The following is a 17818-nucleotide window of genomic DNA, read 5'->3' as shown; positions in this document are numbered from 1 at the left end:
AATGTCGCTTTGTCGGGGGAGCATCACACACTATTTTCGGCCTAATTAAGTGAGGGAAAATCATGTCCTACAAACGTTATTGGGTGGCATTGGCCATCGTCATTATTGGATCTTTCGCTGTTCTCGGTGGAGTCGGGCGGAAGATGATCAGCGAAGCTCCGCCTATCCCAGACGTGTACAACGCTGAAGGGCAGCTTCTCTTCACTGGCAGTTCCATCACGGACGGCCAGGGAGTGTGGCAATCGATCGGCGGGCAGGAGATCGGCACAGTCTGGGGCCACGGCGCTTATGTTGCACCCGACTGGAGTGCGGATTGGCTGCACCGGGAATCGGAGATTCTGCTGAACACCTGGGCGGTCAGGGCTGGGGCGTCTAATTTCGAGGCTCTCGGACCGGATCAACAGGCGATCTTCAAGGCGCGGTTAATTCGCGAGATGCGAACCAACACCTATGACGTCTCGCGCAATCGCGTGACGCTAAGCGACGATCGCGCTGCGGCGTTTGAGCAACTCCGCGCTTACTACACCGACGTTTTTGCCACGGGTCGGTCGGCTTATGCCATCCCCAGTGGCGCATTGACCAATGCCGCAAAGCAGCGTCAACTCGCCGCGTTTTTCTGGTGGACTTCGTGGGCTTGCAGCACGGATCGCCTGGGTTCTGAAACGACGTACACGAATAACTGGCCGCATGAGCCGCTGATCGGCAATGTGCCAACATCGGGCGCTGTGCTCTGGAGCGTTCTCAGCTTCGTTGGATTGCTGGCCGGAATTGGCGGACTTGTCTGGTGGTATGCGTCGCAGGAAAAGGAACTCGTTCACGGGCCTTATCCAGAAAGCGATCCTTTCCTTGTATTCAAGCCAACCCCGTCGCAACGTGCGACTCTGAAGTATTTTTACGTAGTGGTGATTCTCTGGGGTGTGCAGATTTTGATGGGAGTGTTGACTGCTCACTACGGAGTCGAGGGGCAGGCCTTCTTTGGATTTCCGCTCGCGAAGTACTTACCGTATGCCGTCACGCGCACGTGGCATCTGCAAATCGCGATTTTCTGGATCGCGACCTCATGGCTGGCAACGGGTCTTTACGTTGGGCCGGCGGTCAGCGGTCACGAGCCGAAGTATCAGCGACTCGGTGTCAATGCACTCTTTGGCGCACTGATCCTCGTCGTTGGCGGATCGCTCGCCGGCGAATGGATGGGTATTCAACAGCGTCTTGGCAACATGTGGTTCTGGTTCGGCAGCCAGGGTTATGAATACGTCGACCTCGGACGCTTCTGGCAGATTCTGCTGTTCGTCGGATTGGTACTGTGGCTTGTCCTGATGATTGCGGCCCTCAAGCCGGCACTGGTTCGCAAGAGTGAAGACCGCGCACTCCTCACGCTGTTTCTCATCTCCAGCATCGCAATCCCGCTCTTCTATTCTGCCGGACTGATGTACGGCCAGCGCAGCCACCTGGTTACAGCGGAATACTGGCGCTGGTGGGTAGTTCACCTCTGGGTTGAAGGTTTCTTCGAAGTGTTCGCCACTGTTGTGATCGGATTCTTATTCACGCGGCTCAAGCTGATCGAGATTCGCACCGCTACCAAGGCGGCGCTCTTTTCGACGACGATCTTTTTGTCGGGGGGCATCATCGGAACGTTTCATCATCTCTACTTCGCGGGTGCGACACCGGCGGTGATTGGCCTGGGTGCAATCTTCAGCGCATTTGAGGTTGTGCCACTGACATTGATTGGTTACGAAGCCTGGGAGAACATTCGCCTCGCGCAACCGACAAGGAAGTCTCAGTGGATCGCCAACTACAAGTGGCCCATCTATTTCTTCGTCGCGGTTGCATTCTGGAATCTTGTGGGAGCGGGCTTATTCGGCTTCCTTATTAATCCACCGATTTCCCTTTATTACGTGCAGGGACTCAACCTTACTCCCGTTCACGGTCACACGGCTCTGTTCGGCGTGTACGGAATGCTTGGCCTCGGACTCACGCTGTTCTGCCTCCGCGCGCTTAATCCAGGGCGCAAATGGAAGGAGACCCCGCTGAAGCTCTCCTTCTGGTCTCTCAACTTTGGATTGATCTTCATGGTCATCCTCAGCATGCTGCCGGTCGGATTGTTGCAGGCATGGGCATCGATTGAACACGGCACCTGGTATGCGCGTTCCTCCGAGTTCATGCAGTCCAGTTCGATGCAGACATTGCGCTGGATGAGAGTTCCCGGAGACATCCTGTTTGCGATTGGAGCAGCACTGTTCGCGTGGTTCGTGCTCGGCCTTTTGACTGGGCATTCAATCGACAGCAATTCAACAACAGGCAGAAGCACTCAGGTTGAAGTTGAAGAGCAAGAGGTGGCCCTCGCGGGCCGCTGAAGGTAGCCGATGTGCTGTGCGGCGTTTCTGATCTGGCCTTGATCTCAGAGACGCCGCACGGGATTTCGCTCCGAGATTTCGGGTCAGGCGAGTTTCTTGGGATGGCTTCGGTGAGGATTTTTGCGAATGGTCGTCGTCATTTCATCCATGCCGCGAAAGAGCGCGTCATGGATGGGGCACCCGCAGTCGGCAGAGGAAAAGCAACTGCAGATCCCTCGGCTGCGCTTGGGATGAAAGCATAAGTTTTGCGGGAGTAGGGTTGGGGTGCGGCGCCGGGGTTACAGCGCCGCTAGAGCATCGGCCTGGGATGGGAAGAGGCCGGCATACTTGGTGATGCCCACCATGGTGAAGACCTTGGTGAAGTGTGGCGACAAGCCAAAGGCATAGACCTTCTGGCCGGAGTTCGCAGCCTCAATGAGCATCTGGATGACGAGCGCGATACCGCTTGAATTGATGTAGTCGACCTTGGTGAAGTCGAGCAGCACAAGTTTGGCAGTCGCCTTGGGCAGCGATTGGTAGCTGCCGAGCACCGCCTCTTTGGACGTGCTGGCGATGTCACCCTCAAAGCGGAGGGCGGTAACAGGGTGTCCTGCCGGGGATGTCAACTGGTCTACGCGGGCTTTTGTTTCGCTCTGCACGATTTCGTGTCTCCGTTGTTCTACGTGTTAATCCGCTACTGCATCCAGACGAATGACGAGCCTGACATAACTACTTTTTCCATTCGAGCCCTTGACCCATTCGGCCTCGTCGACCAGCGCCTGGATGAGGAACATGCCCATGCCGCGGGGATCTTCTTCTCCATGAATCTTTTTATCGATGTCGGGCTTGGGTGGAACAGTTTTAAGCCCCTTTCCGTCATCAATCACTTTTACCTCAAGAGCGTTAACGCCTGCTGAAAGCACTACGTCGACGGAGAGGTCGTCGTTCAATTTATTGCCATGTTCAATTGCGTTGATGCAGGCCTCAGCTACGGCCGTCTTTAAATCCTCGACGCGATCTTCGCGAAAACCCATGAGCTTGGCCACAGCGGCTGCGGTGCTCATAGCCACTTTCTCATAGCCAAGCTGCGAAGGCAGCCGCACCTCCACGCTAGTGGACTTCACCTTGCTCATGCCGGTATCTCCGTACCCTGCGCACACCTGCACAACGCAAGTGCGGTCATGTCGTCACTTTGCGGGCCGCCGTCGGCAAAGTCGTCAATTGTTGCCCACAATGAATCGAGGATAACATCGGCTTGTTCGCCGGGACACTTAGAAAATTCGTCCATAAGTCGTTCCGGGCCAAACTCTTCCTCACCCCGGAATACCTCCGTCAGTCCGTCGGTATAAAACAACAGCCTGGTTCCCGGTGTAAACACGGCTTGCTCGCTGGAGTAGCGCATACCCGGTAATAGACCTAAAGGCGTGCCGGCGGCCTCGAATTGGCGCGCGACGCCGTCGGCGGATACGAGGAATCCAGGATTGTGACCGGCGTTGACCACCTCGATCTTGCCCGACTCGGGATGAAGACGCAGGAAGATGGCGGTGACGTAGCGGCGGCGAGCCTCTTCGCCCTCGCGCCAGTGGTGCTCGTTCATACGCGTAGCCAATTCGTCGAGAGGTGGCCCAGTGATGGCCATAGCGCGAAAAGCCGCGCGAAAGCTGGTGGACATCATGGCGGATGCAAGACCTTTACCGGCAACATCGGCTACGGCGATCAGCAGGCTTCCGTCGGGCTGCTCCACGAGGTCGAGGTAATCGCCGCCTACCTCGTAACAGGTCACGGAGCGGAAAGCCAGCGAATAGCCGGCGATGTCGGGTAGCTCTTGCGGCAGCAGCGAGCGCTGGATGTTCCGTGCAGCGTCGAGATCTTGCTGGACGCGTGCCCATTGCAGGTTGCGTTCGTGGTTGCGGGCATTTTCAAGAGCGACACCGGCTTGCAGAACCAGTCCCTCGATAAAGTCGGCTTCATAGATCGTCAACTCGCGGCTGTCAGGCGGCGCCACTACCAGCTCGGCCATCCGCTTACCCTCGCGGTCCTGCAAGAGGTAGATCGGGAGAGCGGCAGCTTCGTCGGTCTGGGCCGCGAGGTCCGGCATTTCGCCGTAGCTGAGGCCGGTTCCGGGGAATGCTGCCCCGGCCATCTCGAGCTCGCGGACGACGATACGGAGAACTGCACCAAGCACGGCTTCTTCGCGAATGGTGGAGTGTACCTGGCGCGAGGCCTCGAGAAGTGCCTGCAGGCGTGCCACCTGCTGCTGCAGATCGATCGTTTCGTTGTTGCCGGATAAGTGAATGCCTGCTGCCATGGATCACCTGATACGTGCGGGGAATCTCAATTTATCACGGACGGGCGTGGGGACGTCGATAGCTTTTCTAGAAGGGTTTTATCCCATGCAGCAGCGGTTTAAGAACCTCTATTTCATGTCATCCAGTTACGTTGCGAGTGACCGGTCGATCCGTAGGTACCCATTTGCTGTCGCCAGAACATTACCTGCGGGAACTTTGAATCAAGCGCGTGGATCTACTCAAGACTGGCGGGCGGCGGAAAGTCGAGAGTTTCCGAGTCTTAGGTCAAATCGGATTCGCACTCCGGCAAGAGGATTTCAACCATCAAGCCTGATGACGAGGCGTTTTCGGCGCGGATAGTTCCGCCGTGAGTTCGAATGACGCGGTCAGCTATAGCGAGTCCGAGACCAGTTCCGCCGGACTGTCGGTCGCGGGCGTCCGCTACCCGATAGAAGGGTCGAAAGATATTGACGAGCTCGGACTCGGGAAGGCCCGGTCCATGGTCGCGAATTGTGACGCGTACGAAGGATTTCTTTGGCTGACGCACAACTTGCATCGATACTTCGACGGAGGTTCCGGAGGCGGTGTAATGGATCGCGTTTCGAACCACATTCTCGATCGCTCCGTGCAGCAGTTCCGGGTTTCCGCGAACGAGGTACGGGCCCTCCGCAGTTAATTGGACGGCGCGATCTAGCACGCGAGCCTCGAAGTTGGCATCGCGGACGATCTGGGATACGAGTTCCGTGAGGTCGACTTGGACCATCGGTACTTGCCTGGCGGAGACATCCAGTTTTGCAATCGTCAGGAGGCGCCCGATCATTTCGTTGAGGAGAGCGAGGTCCTGCTCCATCTGATCGAAAGCCGCATCGTTCCCTTTTCGCTGGCGGCCAAGGTCGAGGGCCACATTCAGCCGGGCCAGAGGCGAGCGCAATTCGTGCGAAACATCGGAGATGAGTTGACGTTGTCCAGATACGAGATCTTCAATGCGAGAGGCCATGGCATCGAAGTCCCGCAACAGATCTCCAATTTCATCTTGCCGGGAGGCGATTTCAGGACCTGCGCGGGTGCTCAAATCGCCAGTGGCCAGCTGTTGCGATGCCGCACGCAAGCGGAGAATAGGCGCGGTGATGTAGCGGGTGAGCAGGTAGCACACAAAGCCTGAAACAAGAAACGCGACTCCCCACTGCACCAGGAACGTGGTTCGGTTGAAGCCTGCCGCGGCGCGGGGGCCGGCGGGGAGTTCGGTCGCAAAGATGTATTGGCGGCGGCTATTCCCTTTCAGGATTAATGCGACGCGCGCTATTCCAAATACCATGCCGAATTCGGATGTATTTAAACCCGTGACGCGTGTCGCCATCTGCTGAAATGTTTCGCACCCATCCCCGGCGATGATCTTTCCTGAGATATCGAAGAGACACGCCTTCAAAGCAGTGTCGTGAACTAGTCGATCGAGGTAGGATGCCGCGGCGGGTGTGCCTTCCCTTTCGAGGGTCTCAACCGCAATCGTTCCGGAGTAGCGAGCTGTTTCCGCAAGCGTCGAATGCCACTGCGCAGGTACGCCGTGCGGTTCAAGAATGAAGGTAAGCACGAGTGAGATGCCTGTGACGAGGACGGTCGCCCAGAACCAAAGGAAAATTTTAAGCAAGAGGCTACGGAATGTCAGTTTCATTTCGCCTCGGGTCGCGCAACGAAGAGATAGCCGTTGCCTCGAATGGCTTTAATTCTTGGGCCATGCTCGGACGTTCCCAGCTTCTTGCGGATGTTGCTTACATGCACGTCGATGACGCGATCGAAGGGTGCGAGCTTTCGGCCGAGGACAGCTTCGGTGAGTTGCTCGCGACTCAGGATCTTTCCAGCGTCGCGCAGAAAGGTTTCAAGCAGCGTGAATTCCACGCTGGTCAGATTGAGAGCCACATCTTCTAACCACACCTCTCGGGCTCGCGAATCGAGGCGGAGATCACCAACTACCAGCGGGCTCGCGGGGTTTGCGGGAATGGAGGTTCGACGCAGGATGGCGCGAATTCGTGCGATCAGTTCCCGCGGGTTGAATGGTTTTGGCACGTAGTCATCAGCGCCAATTTCCAATCCGAGAATCCTGTCGATATCTTCGCCACGCGCGGTGAGGATCAACACCGGTACAGGAGACTTGGCGCGCAGCCGGCGCAGGACATCGAGGCCTGTCATTCCGGGCAACATCAGATCGAGCACAACCAGAGAGTGTTCCATTGAAAGGGCGCGGTCCAAGCCGCGAATCCCATCATTAGCTACTTCGATTGTGAATCCTTCAGATTCCAGGCGCTCTGTGAGCAGCCCGCACAATTGAACGTCATCGTCGACGATGAGAACGCGATCCATTTGCTTCAGGCAGCCGCCCTCCAGTTGATGCTAGACCATTCGTCGATTGCAGAAACGCCATTTACAAATCTTTACTTTGCTTAGCTAATCTTTATCGCGGCTTATCCAATCTTTATCGCATGCGCTCCATACCGATGCTGGAATCGAGAAGTGGAAGTAAGAGTGACCACCGCGGCGGCCGAGATCGAAATGAGTCGATCGCACGAAGCGTCAACACCAGCATCAAGGAGGGAAGTTATGAAGCGCATGAGTTCTATCATCGTCGGTTCGTTGGTTGGAGTCCTGGCCGTGGGTGGCACGTTCGCAGCAAAGGCGAACGCGCAGGATGGCCCGGGAGTGGTTTTCAGCATTCCGTTCTCGTTTACTGCGGACGGCCGAAACATTGCCGCAGGCACTTATGAACTGAATCTGGTCTCGAACAAATTCATGATGTCGATTCGCAATGTGAGAACCGGGGATATGCAGGTCTTCTCGGTGCATCCGGAGGAACAACGAGCAACTGAATCGGAAGCACGATTGATCTTCCACAATTGTGGAGGCCACCTGAACCTAACCGAGTTTCACGTTCCCGGTACTAACCTTTTCAGTGAAACGATGCCGCCTCGCGGGGTTAAAAACATGGAGGCGAAGGTCTGCCCTGCGACTGATTTCGTGACCCTGGCTTCGCGCTGAGAAGCCTTGACGCAGCGCAGGCCCGGCTCATGATTCTCGTGTTATGGGAAATCATGGCTCCGGGTCTGCAGCGGCGCGAATATCTCTGGCCTCGAGCACATATTTTGGGTATCCCCGGCGCGCTACGTTGAGCATGGCTTGACCAAGTTGACGGGTGGACAGCACCTGATTGGGAAACATCTTCCGCAGCAGCGGGAACAGCGGTCCGAGTATTGTGTAGAACCTCCGGTACAGCGGCGTTTTGGACTGTATTCCATCCATCGGCTGGATGAAACCGGGGCGGAACATGTAGGCCTTGAATGGCAAATTGAGCAGCGCATTCTCGGTTCGGCCCTTGACGCGCGCCCACATGACGCGTCCCTTCTTAGAGCTGTCAGTGCCGGAGCCGGAGACGAAGATGAAGGTCAGGTCAGGATTGAGTCGGCTGAGTATCTGGGCTGCGACCATGGTGTATTGGTAGGTGACGCGAGAGTAGTCGGCTTCAGTCATTCCCGCTGATGCCACGCCAAGCGAAAAGAAGCACGCGTCAAATCCGGCGAGACTTTGTTCCATGCCTGAGTAATTCAGTAAATCGGGGAGTACGATCTCGCGCACTTTGCCGTCTTTGATGCCGACGGCGGTGCGGCCCACGGTTACTACGAGTTCAACATTAGTGTCGCGCAGGCACTCAAGCAGCACGCCGCGGCCAATCATTCCTGTCGCGCCAAAGATCAGCACTTTCACATGCTTAAGCATATAGGGTTATCTATTTACTGTCTTTTAAGCTTCGGGCACAACTGTATTTCTCTACTGTGGATCAAATGATCAAGAGGATAAATAGAATGAATAAATTTCGCACCGCTTTAGCGCTGGCAGCTTTGTCTGCAACCCTTTCGGGTGGTCTGGCTTTTGCGCAAGACCGGGACCATCACGACAACGACAACCACAAGTACACCGAACACCATGAATGGAAGAAGGGGCAGCAGATTAAACATGAGGATTGGGATCGTGGCGAACGTGTCGAGAACTATCGCCAGTATCACCTCAGTGCCCCGCCCCGTGGACACGAGTGGAGGCTGATTGACGGCAACTACGTACTCGTCAACACCGGGAACTACCAAATTCGTACGGTTGTCGTTGCCCACTAAGCGGCGATGCCAGAAATTATTCTGGGCCGCTGGAGCAATCCAGCGGCCTTGCTGTTTTATCAGTACATAAAAGTCTTCTGCTCTTGATCCATTGAGCAGGTCTGCGGCCGCCGTCGAGAATCTAGTTTTTGCTGACCGATCCCCGCTGCGCGGGATATGCTCTTTGCCATGCGACTCCATAAATTGCTGCCTGCTCAATGGGTGGCTGGTAGTTCAAGAGGCATTTTCTGCGCATTTCTGACATTCGCGGCTTTTTTCGTCGCCGCGTGCGCACCGCTGCGTTTATCCGCAGAGTCAATCGCAGGGAAATCCGAGTCTTCGGCAGTTCTCAAGATCGAGGCTCTAGGCAAGGGTGCCGTTCCGCTGGATGGCGCATGGCAGTTTCACACTGGTGACAACCTGGCGTGGGCGAAGCCGGATGTGGATGACACCGCTGGCCAAGATGGGTGGGAGCAACTCACTGCCGACGCACCATGGGGAACGCAACATCACCCCAACTATGACGGCTCGGGCTGGTACCGTCGTCGCATCGAACTGACTACGGCACCAGGCGCACCCGCCGACCTCGCCTTGCTGGTTCCGGCGATTGACGATGTCTACGAGCTCTACTGGAACGGTGAACGAGTAGGAGGGCTTGGCTCGTTTGGCCCTCACATCGATTATCAAAACGCCATTCCCGCACAGACGTATGGCCTGGGCGCGATTCGAAGCGGCGTTCTCGCCGTGCGCGTGTTGAAAGTGCCCTTCGCTTCAAATGATGACGGTACTGCTGGCGGGTTTGAAGGAGTGCCACTTCTCGGAAGTTCCGATGCGATCGCCTCGCTAAAAGATTCACTCGACTACAAGTGGCTGCGCGGGCAGCAGTTTCGCTTCGCCCTCACCGGACTTTATGCGCTTGTGAGTTTCTTGAGCCTCCTTGCGTGGCAGCGTGACAGGCAACAATTACTGCTTTTCTGGATGATGGTCTACACATTCATGCCGACCCTGGAACTGATATTGAATGGCATGCGCCTGCAGTACTCGGCAATCTGGATTACCTTCTTCGTACAGGCCGCGATTCAGCTTCGAGAGGTCGCTCAGTGGTATGTGCTTATCTACCTGCTTCAACTGGAAGGCGCACCGCGGCTCATGCGCGCCGTCAAGATTTTCGCGATCGGATCGCTCATTGCGGGTTCGTTGGATGGCGCTCTAGGTTTCTTTTTCGGGATGCTGCCAAAGTCCAGTTTTCAAATCACTGACGCAGTGTTGACCTTCTTCATTCTTCCCGGTGAAAGCATTCCTATTTTCCTCGTCGTTTATGCTGTGGTGCGCCGGCGGCGCCTGGATTCTGCGCGATGGATTGTGGCGAGCATTGCCCTCGCCAACGACGTAATGTACGCGGTTTCGAACATCGCGGCCCAAGGTGTGCGTTTTACCCACTGGCAGCTTGCGGCCTGGTTGAACGGTCTTCACCTGACAGTCTTTGGAAGCGTTATCGCGCTTCAGGCTGCTCTCCGCACCGCTTTGTTTCTCGCCATCATCTATGCGGTTCTGCGGTATGCGGCGGATTATCGCCACCGTCAGGCGGATATGGAGCGAGAGTTCCAGAACGCCCGCGAAGTGCAACAGGTACTCGTCCCGGAAGCGCTGCCCGCAATTCCTGGATTCAACCTGACCAGTGCCTACAAGCCGGCACGCGAAGTGGGCGGCGACTTTTTCCAGATACTTTCTACCGGCGAAGGCGGTGCGCTGATCGTGATCGGCGATGTGAGTGGAAAGGGCATGCCAGCGGCCATGACGGTTTCGCTGCTGGTGGGAACCATGCGCACACTGGCACATTACACGCAGAATCCGGGCGAAATTCTGACAGCAATGAACTATCGCATGCTGAACCGAAGTGCGGGAGGGTTCACGACGTGCCTGGTGGTGCGTGTTGATTCCGACGGCACTCTTACTGTCGCCAATGCCGGGCACCTTGCGCCGTATGTGAATGGCCACGAGCTGTCGCTTAAAAATGGCCTTCCACTTGGACTTGAGGCAAAGACAACTTACCCAGAATCGACCTTTACACTCGGCGTAAACGAGCAACTTACCCTGCTGACCGACGGTGTTGTAGAAGCACGCGACCGCACCGGCGAACTTTACGGGTTCCATCGTACGGCCGCGATCGCAAAGAGATCAGCCGACTCGATCGCGCAGGCGGCGCGAGACTTCGGCCAGGAGGACGATATTACCGTGCTCACGCTGTGTCGAGTGATACCGCACATGGAGTCGGCGCTAGAGGTAGTGTCCCCGCAACTGTCCCCGTCCCCCGCATGAGCAAAAAGCAGTCAGCTTCACCAAGCGCATGATTTGAGAATCCCCGCTTAGTGGGGATCCCAACGATCGAAATCTCATGCGTCGCGAGCTGGCAGATGTATGAAGTAACGCATTACTTATATTCGAAAAGTAACTCTATTACTCCATACTCTATGAGGACTTGTAACTCTCGCTGGTTACTTATCGTAATTAGCCCCTTCGTGGAATACCCTAACTCGTTGATAACAACTAACACTTATGGGGAAGGCAGCAAAGATGGGCGCATCCAACTCATCAAGAAGCAGTGGAGGTGGACGATGAGAAAATTGCTTTTCGACGAAAGCGGATATGTCCTTGTGATGCAGAGACCCCAAATCTTTCCGGGGGTGGAAACTGCAGAAAAGGAATTGACCCCGGCGCTGCCAGTCAAGACCGTGGGCGCTGTTATCGAAACGCCTAGCTGCTCCGTACCTCATTGCTGCTTCTACTGCGCGTGGTGTGGGCATCCTGTTCTATTGCCCAACGATCGCATTGGGTCGCCGTTTGGCAACCCGGATGCGCGGAAGATCGATGCTCGTTCGATTGCGACGGTGTGCGTCAATTGCAACCACATTAGCAGTTACTCAATGTTTCGAGCCTGCCAGGGATACGACACACGCCACAGAATCATGCATTCGCCCAACAGCGGGAATACGGTGTTGCTGAATTGGTTGCATTGCGTGGAGGATAGCTGCACAGCTCGCGTTCCATTTTTCCTGAAGATTGAACAGGGAGTGTCTCCTGAAGAGATGGAGCCTGCCAAGTGGCTTTGGGACGGGTTGACTTGCGCCTCGGGACATCGCATCAAGCAAATTGCTCTGGATCCCACGATCCAACTTCCGCTGCGGAGCTCTCTCGGGACGCGCTGACTGGCAGCGTTGATGAAGATCAGAATTTGTGTGTAGCAGAACCCCCTTTTCGGTTTCGCTGCCCTTGAGGATTGTGAGAGAATCCAGCCATTCTCCGGTCCCCGTTCCGATCTCTCTCGAAGGAAAACTGAATGCCTGAAATCGCAGCCGTCTCTCCCCTGACGCTCGACGTTGAACGCAATGGCGATGTCGCAACCGTGAAGTGCCACGGCAAACTGGTGTTGGGCGTTTGCGATGTGCTCACCTCCAAAGTCCGAGCCCTGATCCCCGACACCAAGCGCATTGTGCTGGACCTGACCGATCTGAAGCAGATGGATAGCATGGGACTTGGAACGATCGTGCGCCTCTATGCGTCAGCGAAGACGGGCGGAAGCTGCCTCGTGCTGGTCAATATCGGACCACGCATTCGCCAGCTTCTGGGAATCACGAATCTACTGTCGGTGCTGACGGATATGTGCGAGCAGGGCGTGACGATTCGGTTTTAACCGTATTGCGCGCTGTGTGGCCTAAGATCGGGCTCGGCGGCTAGCCGTGATTTATCCTTCGGTGTGATGCCCCCCCGCCGCAAGACTCTCTCGATTGCAATGATCGCCATGAACGAGGAGGCGAATCTGCCTCGGACGCTGGAGAGCGTGAATTGGGCGGATGAGATCATCGTTGTCGACTCCGGCTCGCGCGATCGCACGATTGAAATTGCGCAATCCTTTGGGGCGAAGACCAGCTATCACGCATTTGGCGGGCACGGCGAACAGAAAAACGTGGCGCTTGATCTGTGTACCAGTGACTGGACTTTGCTGCTCGATGCCGATGAGGTGCTTACGCCGGAATTGCAGCAGGAGATTCGCAACTTGCTGGCGGGCGAACCGAAGTTCGATGCCTATTGGATTCCGCGATTGAATTTGTATTTCGGCAAGTGGATCCGGCATGGCGGGTTCTACCCGGATCACAAGCTGAGGCTCTTCAAGCGCGGCGCGGCGCGGCTGAGCGAAGGCGTGGGTCCGCATTCAACGCCTCAGTTTGCAGGTCGGCGAGGCAAGATGCGCGGCGACATGCTGCATTACGCCTATCCCACGATGGGCATTTATCTGGAACACATGAATCGCTACAGCTCAGAGATTGCGCAGTTGTTGCACAATCGCGGCAAAGATAGTAGATCGTTCCCCGCGTTCTTGTGGAATGCGGTGCTCAATCCGGCGGCAACGTTTTTGTATAACTACATTTTCAGACTGGGGTTTCTGGATGGGCGCGAGGGGTTGATTCTGCACATCAATCACTCGGTGTACATCCATTGGAAGTACATCAAGGCGTGGCGGCTCGGACAGGGGAAGCAATAAACAAGTCATCACTTCGTAGTTCTTAGTTGTGTTCGCCGGAAATGTCCACCATTGCAACTCTGAGCTACGAACTCGGAACTGTCTTAAATATGGCAGCTGGCCTGGCCGCGCTTCTCCAGGTATTTCTGGTGATATTCTTCCGCGCGCCAGAATGTCTGGGCTGGCTCGACCTTGGTGACAATGCGCTTGGGCGCGAACTGGCCGGAAGCCGTTAGTTGCTCGATCTTTGCCTTGGCCTGCTGCTCCTGCTCGGGGGAGTGGAAGAAGATGGCGGAGCGATACTGTGAGCCCCAGTCAGGGCCCTGGCGGTCCTTGGTGGTCGGGTCATGCAGCTCAAAGAACGCGTCCAGAAGCTTCTCATAGCTGACTTTGTCAGGGTCGAATTCGAGTTCGACTACCTCGGCGTGGCCGGTCTGGTCGGTACAGACGTCGCGGTAGGTGGGCTTGTCGAGTTTGCCGCCCTCATAGCCGACGGCAGTGGCAGTAACGCCGGGAATCGAGGCAAATGCCACTTCGACGCCCCAGAAACAGCCTGCTCCAAATGTCGCTTTTTCGATGCTCATGTCTATGAGATGCGCGAGCCCCTGAATTTGTTTCGAGGCCGCTTCTGAGTGAAGTTAGACCTTCAATCGGGGAAGGTGACAGCTCTGACATTCGCTTCCGCGAGCAAGGCTCTTGATGCCCGGGATGGAGAAGATGTGTCCGCAGCGAGGACAGCGCCACAGCATGAAGCGAAGATATAGCACGAAGAACAGCAGAACAGCGCCGATCAACGGGAGAGGGCTGGTCTCCCCGCGCGCTCCGGCTACCGTGAATAGGAAGGCCAGGGCAAATGCCGCCGTGCCGACCCAGGCGAGTACCCACCTGCGATCGTAGGCTTCCCAAGCGTCCCGGTACTTCAGGTTGGGGCGAATCTTCTTCACGCGATCATGCCATCTCTCTGAAGTGTCCGGCCGAAATCACTTCTCTACATGCGCTTTGAGCCGGGCAAGCGTCTGATCCCACTGTTTAGAGACGGAGGCCAGGTAAGCCTGGAGGCTTTCGATCGGTTCGGGATCGAACTGGAAGATGCGCTCCCGTCCTGCATGTGAACTGCGGACGATTCCGGCGCGCTCCAGCACTCCCAGATGCTTTGTGATGGCCTGGCGGGTAAGCTTTGATTCGTCAGATAGCTGCGCGATTGAGGATGGCTCGCCGGAGCAAAGCTTGGCTACCAGGGCCAGGCGGGTTTTGTCGCCGAGCGCGGCAAATACGCGCGCCCGGGCCTTCGGTTTGGCGGTAATGCGCTTACGGATTTTGTGTGACATGGCTCTCGATATTCCTCATCTGTTCGGTCCAGCCGCCGTCGTTCCTGCGGAATGCCTCGGGGCGCCAGTCGGCGGGAATGCTGTCGAAGCCGGACTCGGTGAGTGTCAGCAGTGTACCGTCCGCAATCGGTTTCAGTCGAAATTCGACGAGCGTGCGGGGAGCGCCGGTGTAGTCGGTCGGCGCGTCGGTCTTTTCAAACGATTGGACGTGAGGCCAGGTGAAGGAGAAGAGACGTTCCGGTTCCATCTTCTCGATGCGCGCCTCCCATGTGAGGTGTTCGTAGCCCGGGTAGGTGATCTGGCCGCGGGAGATCTGGCCTGCGGAGAAAGGGCTGTCCAGCTTGACCTTGAACCAATCGCCAAACTCGCGATAATCGGTGAGGGCGCGCCAGACGCGTGAAACCGGTGCCTTGAGTTCGATGCGCTTCTCAATCTTGTCGCTGGACATAGGCAACCTCAAGGTTGCATGATAAGCTCATTCGAAGATTTGGGCAACTGTCTGGTTGCATTTATTCGTGAGCGCTGCTGGTGAGGTTGTAGGTCAGGCCATAGGGGTCGCGAATGTAGCAGCGGGGGAAATCCGGCTCGTCCTTTACGATCTTGCAGCCCTTGGCGAGGAGGCGACGTTTGGCGGCTTCTACTGAATCCACGATCACCTCGAGAACTGGGCCCAGCGGAGGACCCTGTTCGATGAAAAGACTGATATGCCTTCCGTGCAGGCTGATCATATTCGGTTCTTCGCCCGTAACTTCGAAGCCAAGAACGTCGACATAGAAGGACGCGGCACTTTTCGGGTCCTGTGCCTGGACCAAAATGTCTCGATTGAACGCGTTTGCCATGAGGGCTTCCTTACTGCCTCGAAGATTGATGCCGCCGGCTAATTAATTCAGCTAGTTAGGCACTCAATCTAGCATGCGATGGGAAGGCATGGCATCCGCAAACCGATTCTGGGGTTGCGATCTAACCGCGCTTCTTCCCCCCGGGTTTGCCGCCGGGCCTTGGTCCCCCGGATCTTGGCCCACCAGCTGGCTTTCTTGCGCCACCTGATTTGCCCTTGAAGCCGGGTCCAGACTTTGAGAAGCCCCCGGGTCGGGCGCCAAACGCCGGACTCGGACGACCGCCGGACGCCGGTCTGCCGGATCCACCTGTTTTAGGCTTCCACGCGGGTTTGCCGGGTGCTCCCGCCGCCGCGCGTTTGTTGCTGGGTCGCGCGCCGCCTGCACGAGGTTTGCCGCTGCTGGTGGTGAAGGGCCGAGTACCTGCTGCGCGCGGGGGACGGCCTTCGCCAAACTCCCTTGCACCGGTGCGGCCGGGGCCTGCGGACGGACGCGGGCCACTTGCCCGGTCGAACTTGGGGCGATCGAACTTGGGACGATCAAGGCGCGGACGGTCAGACATCGGCCGGTCCGGTCTTTGCCGATCTTGTCTCGGCCTGTCTTGCCCTGGTTGATCTAATCTCGGGCGGAACTGACCGGGACGGCTTTGGCCTACAACGCGTTCACCGGTACGACCGCCGCGGGGCCGGTCAGCAGGAACTCCACGAAACGGAGGACGGCCTGCCGATGGACGGCCGGTCGGAGGGCGCGAGGTGCTGGGGCGAAAAGTCGATTCGCGTTCTGGTTCGACAGCTTCAATGTGCAGCTTCGAAGGTCTGGACAGCCTAGTATCTTCGCTCTCGTGAACAGCTTCACGACGAGGTTTTGGATGTGGTTTGAATGCCGGACGGTCGGTGTCGGGCTTCTTCCACGGCTTCTTCTCAAATGGGCGACCCCCCTCAGGACGGCGAGCTCCCGCAAATCCGCCGGTTGGCCGGTCGGGACGCGCAGGTCTCGATTCAAATTGTGCTGGTCGTTCAGTGCGAGGAGGACGTTCTCCAAAACGAGCCGGGGGACGGGCTGTGCGGTCATCCTTCTTCCATGCCGGACGGTCAGTGCCGAATTTCGGTGGGCCAGATCTCGGAGGGCCGGACCGTGAGGAGCCGGCACGCTGAAATCCGGGGCGCTGAGATCCAAAACTGCCTGGACCCTTTTCTGCGAAACCGGGTTTTGGACGGAATCCCTCGCCGGAGGGTCGCGCGGGGCGGGTGGGACGGTCGGTGCCATACTGCTTCTTCGGCGGGAACTCTCGCTTCGGTGAAAAAGCTGGACGTTCGGTGGATGGCTCAAAGGCTTGCGGACGCCTCAGCGTCGGCTTCACCGTCGGCAACTGCGCATCCATTGCCTTCTTTCGGCGGATATCCTTCAGCTTCGGTTTCAGCTTGCCATCGGCGGCTTTGCGCAGATCCTCCAACTCTTCCGGCTCAAGTTCGCGCATTTTGCCGGGCTCGACATCGAGCACCAGCGGGCCGTAGCCTACGCGGCGAATCTTTTCTACGTAATGTCCGATCTCCTCGAACATCTTGCGCAATTCGCGGTTACGGCCTTCGATGATGACGACTTCGTACCAGGGATTGTCGCCTTGGCGGACCTTGCGAATTTGCGCGGGCGCTGTATGGACACGACCAGAGCCCGGTTTGCCGCGTTCAATGGCTACGCCAGACCGCAGGCGATCCAGTTCTTCTTCGGTGGGTTCGCCGCTGACTTTGACCAGGTAGGTCTTTTGTACCCCTGAGGCGGCTTTTGTGAGTTTGTTAGCCAAATCGCCGTCGTTTGTCACCAGCAGGAGGCCTTCGCTCAAGTAGTCCAGCCGGCCAACGGGATAGAGGCGTTCACGTAACTTGGCGAAGAACTCCATGACTGTCGGTCGCTTTTCAGGATCGCTGACCGTAGTGACGAATCCTCTCGGCTTATTGAGCATGAAGTAGCGCAAGCGCTCAGACCCTTGCAGCAGCTTGCCGTCGACGCGGATATGATCCCGGGCAGCATCTGCCTTGGTGCCTAATTCGGTGATGACCTTGCCGTTTACCTGCACGCGGCCTTCCGTGATCAGGTTCTCCGCGTGGCGGCGGCTGGCGACTCCTGCCTGGGCAAGAATCTTCTGCAGGCGTTCAAGCTTGCCGGGTAGTTCCGGCTCGGCGATGGCGTCAATCTGTTCGTCCTCTTCCGGCGTGTTGACACCGGCAGCGTCAGCGTCGTCAGCAATCGGTTCCGATTCAGCATCGCTTGCCTGCTCGAACGTATCGCTCGCCGCAGCGGCGGTTGCTTCTTCTGCCTCTGACGCGGGATCCAGTTCAGGTTGGTTTTCATCGGGGCGCACATCGTCGCTCATGGGAAAATCT

19 protein-coding genes are annotated in these 17818 nt (G+C 57.0%); 7 read left to right on the top strand and 12 right to left on the bottom strand.

What is annotated here, in order from left to right; genetic code table 11:
• Nucleotides 1-62 precede the first annotated feature (62 nt).
• Complete coding sequence (locus tag P8935_RS02840; protein ID WP_348263500.1) at nucleotides 63-2354, top strand: nitric-oxide reductase large subunit; 2292 nt, start codon at nucleotides 63-65, stop codon at nucleotides 2352-2354.
• Between the two features lie 278 nt (nucleotides 2355-2632).
• Here P8935_RS02840 and P8935_RS02835 read toward each other — a convergent pair whose 3' ends face one another.
• The 5 genes from P8935_RS02835 to P8935_RS02815 form a co-directional block, all read right to left on the bottom strand.
• The gene (locus P8935_RS02835; protein ID WP_348263499.1) at nucleotides 2633-2992 is read right to left on the bottom strand and encodes an STAS domain-containing protein; all 360 of its coding nucleotides are present in this window, start codon (nucleotides 2990-2992) and stop codon (nucleotides 2633-2635) included.
• A 27-nt stretch (nucleotides 2993-3019) separates the two neighbouring features.
• Complete coding sequence (locus P8935_RS02830) at nucleotides 3020-3466, bottom strand: ATP-binding protein (RefSeq protein ID WP_348263498.1); 447 nt, start codon at nucleotides 3464-3466, stop codon at nucleotides 3020-3022.
• Complete coding sequence (locus P8935_RS02825; RefSeq protein ID WP_348263497.1) at nucleotides 3463-4641, bottom strand: SpoIIE family protein phosphatase; 1179 nt, start codon at nucleotides 4639-4641, stop codon at nucleotides 3463-3465. The genes P8935_RS02830 and P8935_RS02825 overlap by 4 nt, the downstream gene beginning before the upstream one ends.
• A gap of 260 nt (nucleotides 4642-4901) precedes the next feature.
• Complete coding sequence (locus tag P8935_RS02820; RefSeq protein WP_348263496.1) at nucleotides 4902-6290, bottom strand: ATP-binding protein; 1389 nt, start codon at nucleotides 6288-6290, stop codon at nucleotides 4902-4904.
• Complete coding sequence (locus tag P8935_RS02815) at nucleotides 6287-6976, bottom strand: response regulator transcription factor (RefSeq protein ID WP_348263495.1); 690 nt, start codon at nucleotides 6974-6976, stop codon at nucleotides 6287-6289. Before P8935_RS02815 ends, P8935_RS02820 begins: the two co-directional genes overlap by 4 nt.
• Before the next feature lie 246 nt (nucleotides 6977-7222).
• On the opposite strand from P8935_RS02815, the gene P8935_RS02810 reads away from it, so the two are divergent.
• Nucleotides 7223-7648 carry a hypothetical protein gene (locus tag P8935_RS02810; RefSeq protein WP_348263494.1) on the top strand — a complete coding sequence of 142 codons (426 nt, stop codon included), beginning with the start codon at nucleotides 7223-7225 and terminating at the stop codon, nucleotides 7646-7648.
• 51 nt (nucleotides 7649-7699) lie between these two features.
• Here P8935_RS02810 and P8935_RS02805 read toward each other — a convergent pair whose 3' ends face one another.
• Nucleotides 7700-8383, bottom strand: a complete 684-nt coding sequence (locus tag P8935_RS02805) for an epimerase (protein ID WP_348263493.1) — start codon at nucleotides 8381-8383, stop codon at nucleotides 7700-7702.
• An 86-nt stretch (nucleotides 8384-8469) separates the two neighbouring features.
• Between P8935_RS02805 and P8935_RS02800 the strand changes: the two genes are divergently transcribed.
• The 5 genes from P8935_RS02800 (at nucleotide 8470) to P8935_RS02780 (ending at nucleotide 13294) form a co-directional block, all read left to right on the top strand.
• Nucleotides 8470-8775 carry an RcnB family protein gene (locus P8935_RS02800; RefSeq protein ID WP_348263492.1) on the top strand — a complete coding sequence of 102 codons (306 nt, stop codon included), beginning with the start codon at nucleotides 8470-8472 and terminating at the stop codon, nucleotides 8773-8775.
• A 168-nt stretch (nucleotides 8776-8943) separates the two neighbouring features.
• The gene (locus P8935_RS02795; RefSeq protein ID WP_348263491.1) at nucleotides 8944-11073 is read left to right on the top strand and encodes a SpoIIE family protein phosphatase; all 2130 of its coding nucleotides are present in this window, start codon (nucleotides 8944-8946) and stop codon (nucleotides 11071-11073) included.
• A 296-nt stretch (nucleotides 11074-11369) separates the two neighbouring features.
• Nucleotides 11370-11960: a hypothetical protein gene (locus P8935_RS02790; protein WP_348263490.1), complete on the top strand. Its 591-nt coding sequence runs from the start codon at nucleotides 11370-11372 to the stop codon at nucleotides 11958-11960.
• Nucleotides 11961-12091: 131 nt separating this feature from the next.
• Nucleotides 12092-12445 (top strand): STAS domain-containing protein, encoded by a 354-nt coding sequence (locus tag P8935_RS02785; RefSeq protein ID WP_348263489.1) that lies wholly within the window; start codon nucleotides 12092-12094, stop codon nucleotides 12443-12445.
• Nucleotides 12446-12511: 66 nt separating this feature from the next.
• Nucleotides 12512-13294, top strand: a complete 783-nt coding sequence (locus tag P8935_RS02780; RefSeq protein WP_348263488.1) for a glycosyltransferase family 2 protein — start codon at nucleotides 12512-12514, stop codon at nucleotides 13292-13294.
• 83 nt (nucleotides 13295-13377) lie between these two features.
• Here P8935_RS02780 and msrA read toward each other — a convergent pair whose 3' ends face one another.
• The 6 genes from msrA to P8935_RS02750 all read right to left on the bottom strand — a co-directional run bounded on the left by msrA (nucleotide 13378) and on the right by P8935_RS02750 (nucleotide 17808).
• Nucleotides 13378-13857, bottom strand: a complete 480-nt coding sequence (gene msrA / locus P8935_RS02775) for a peptide-methionine (S)-S-oxide reductase MsrA (RefSeq protein ID WP_348263487.1) — start codon at nucleotides 13855-13857, stop codon at nucleotides 13378-13380.
• A 54-nt stretch (nucleotides 13858-13911) separates the two neighbouring features.
• Nucleotides 13912-14217 carry a hypothetical protein gene (locus tag P8935_RS02770; RefSeq protein WP_348263486.1) on the bottom strand — a complete coding sequence of 102 codons (306 nt, stop codon included), beginning with the start codon at nucleotides 14215-14217 and terminating at the stop codon, nucleotides 13912-13914.
• A 36-nt stretch (nucleotides 14218-14253) separates the two neighbouring features.
• Nucleotides 14254-14601, bottom strand: coding sequence for a metalloregulator ArsR/SmtB family transcription factor (locus P8935_RS02765; RefSeq protein ID WP_348263485.1), 348 nt, complete (start codon nucleotides 14599-14601; stop codon nucleotides 14254-14256).
• Nucleotides 14582-15049: an SRPBCC family protein gene (locus tag P8935_RS02760; protein ID WP_348263484.1), complete on the bottom strand. Its 468-nt coding sequence runs from the start codon at nucleotides 15047-15049 to the stop codon at nucleotides 14582-14584. The genes P8935_RS02765 and P8935_RS02760 overlap by 20 nt, the downstream gene beginning before the upstream one ends.
• Before the next feature lie 61 nt (nucleotides 15050-15110).
• A complete protein-coding gene (locus P8935_RS02755) occupies nucleotides 15111-15440 on the bottom strand; it encodes a VOC family protein (protein ID WP_348263483.1) in 330 nt (109 codons plus the stop codon).
• 121 nt (nucleotides 15441-15561) lie between these two features.
• The gene (locus tag P8935_RS02750; RefSeq protein WP_348263482.1) at nucleotides 15562-17808 is read right to left on the bottom strand and encodes a pseudouridine synthase; all 2247 of its coding nucleotides are present in this window, start codon (nucleotides 17806-17808) and stop codon (nucleotides 15562-15564) included.
• Nucleotides 17809-17818 lie beyond the last annotated feature (10 nt).

The organism is Telmatobacter sp. DSM 110680 (genome assembly GCF_039994875.1).
In the GTDB taxonomy this organism is placed as follows: Bacteria; Acidobacteriota; Terriglobia; order Terriglobales; family Acidobacteriaceae; genus Telmatobacter.
Note: the sequence above shows the minus strand (reverse complement) of the source record. Positions and strands in the feature narration are given on the sequence as shown.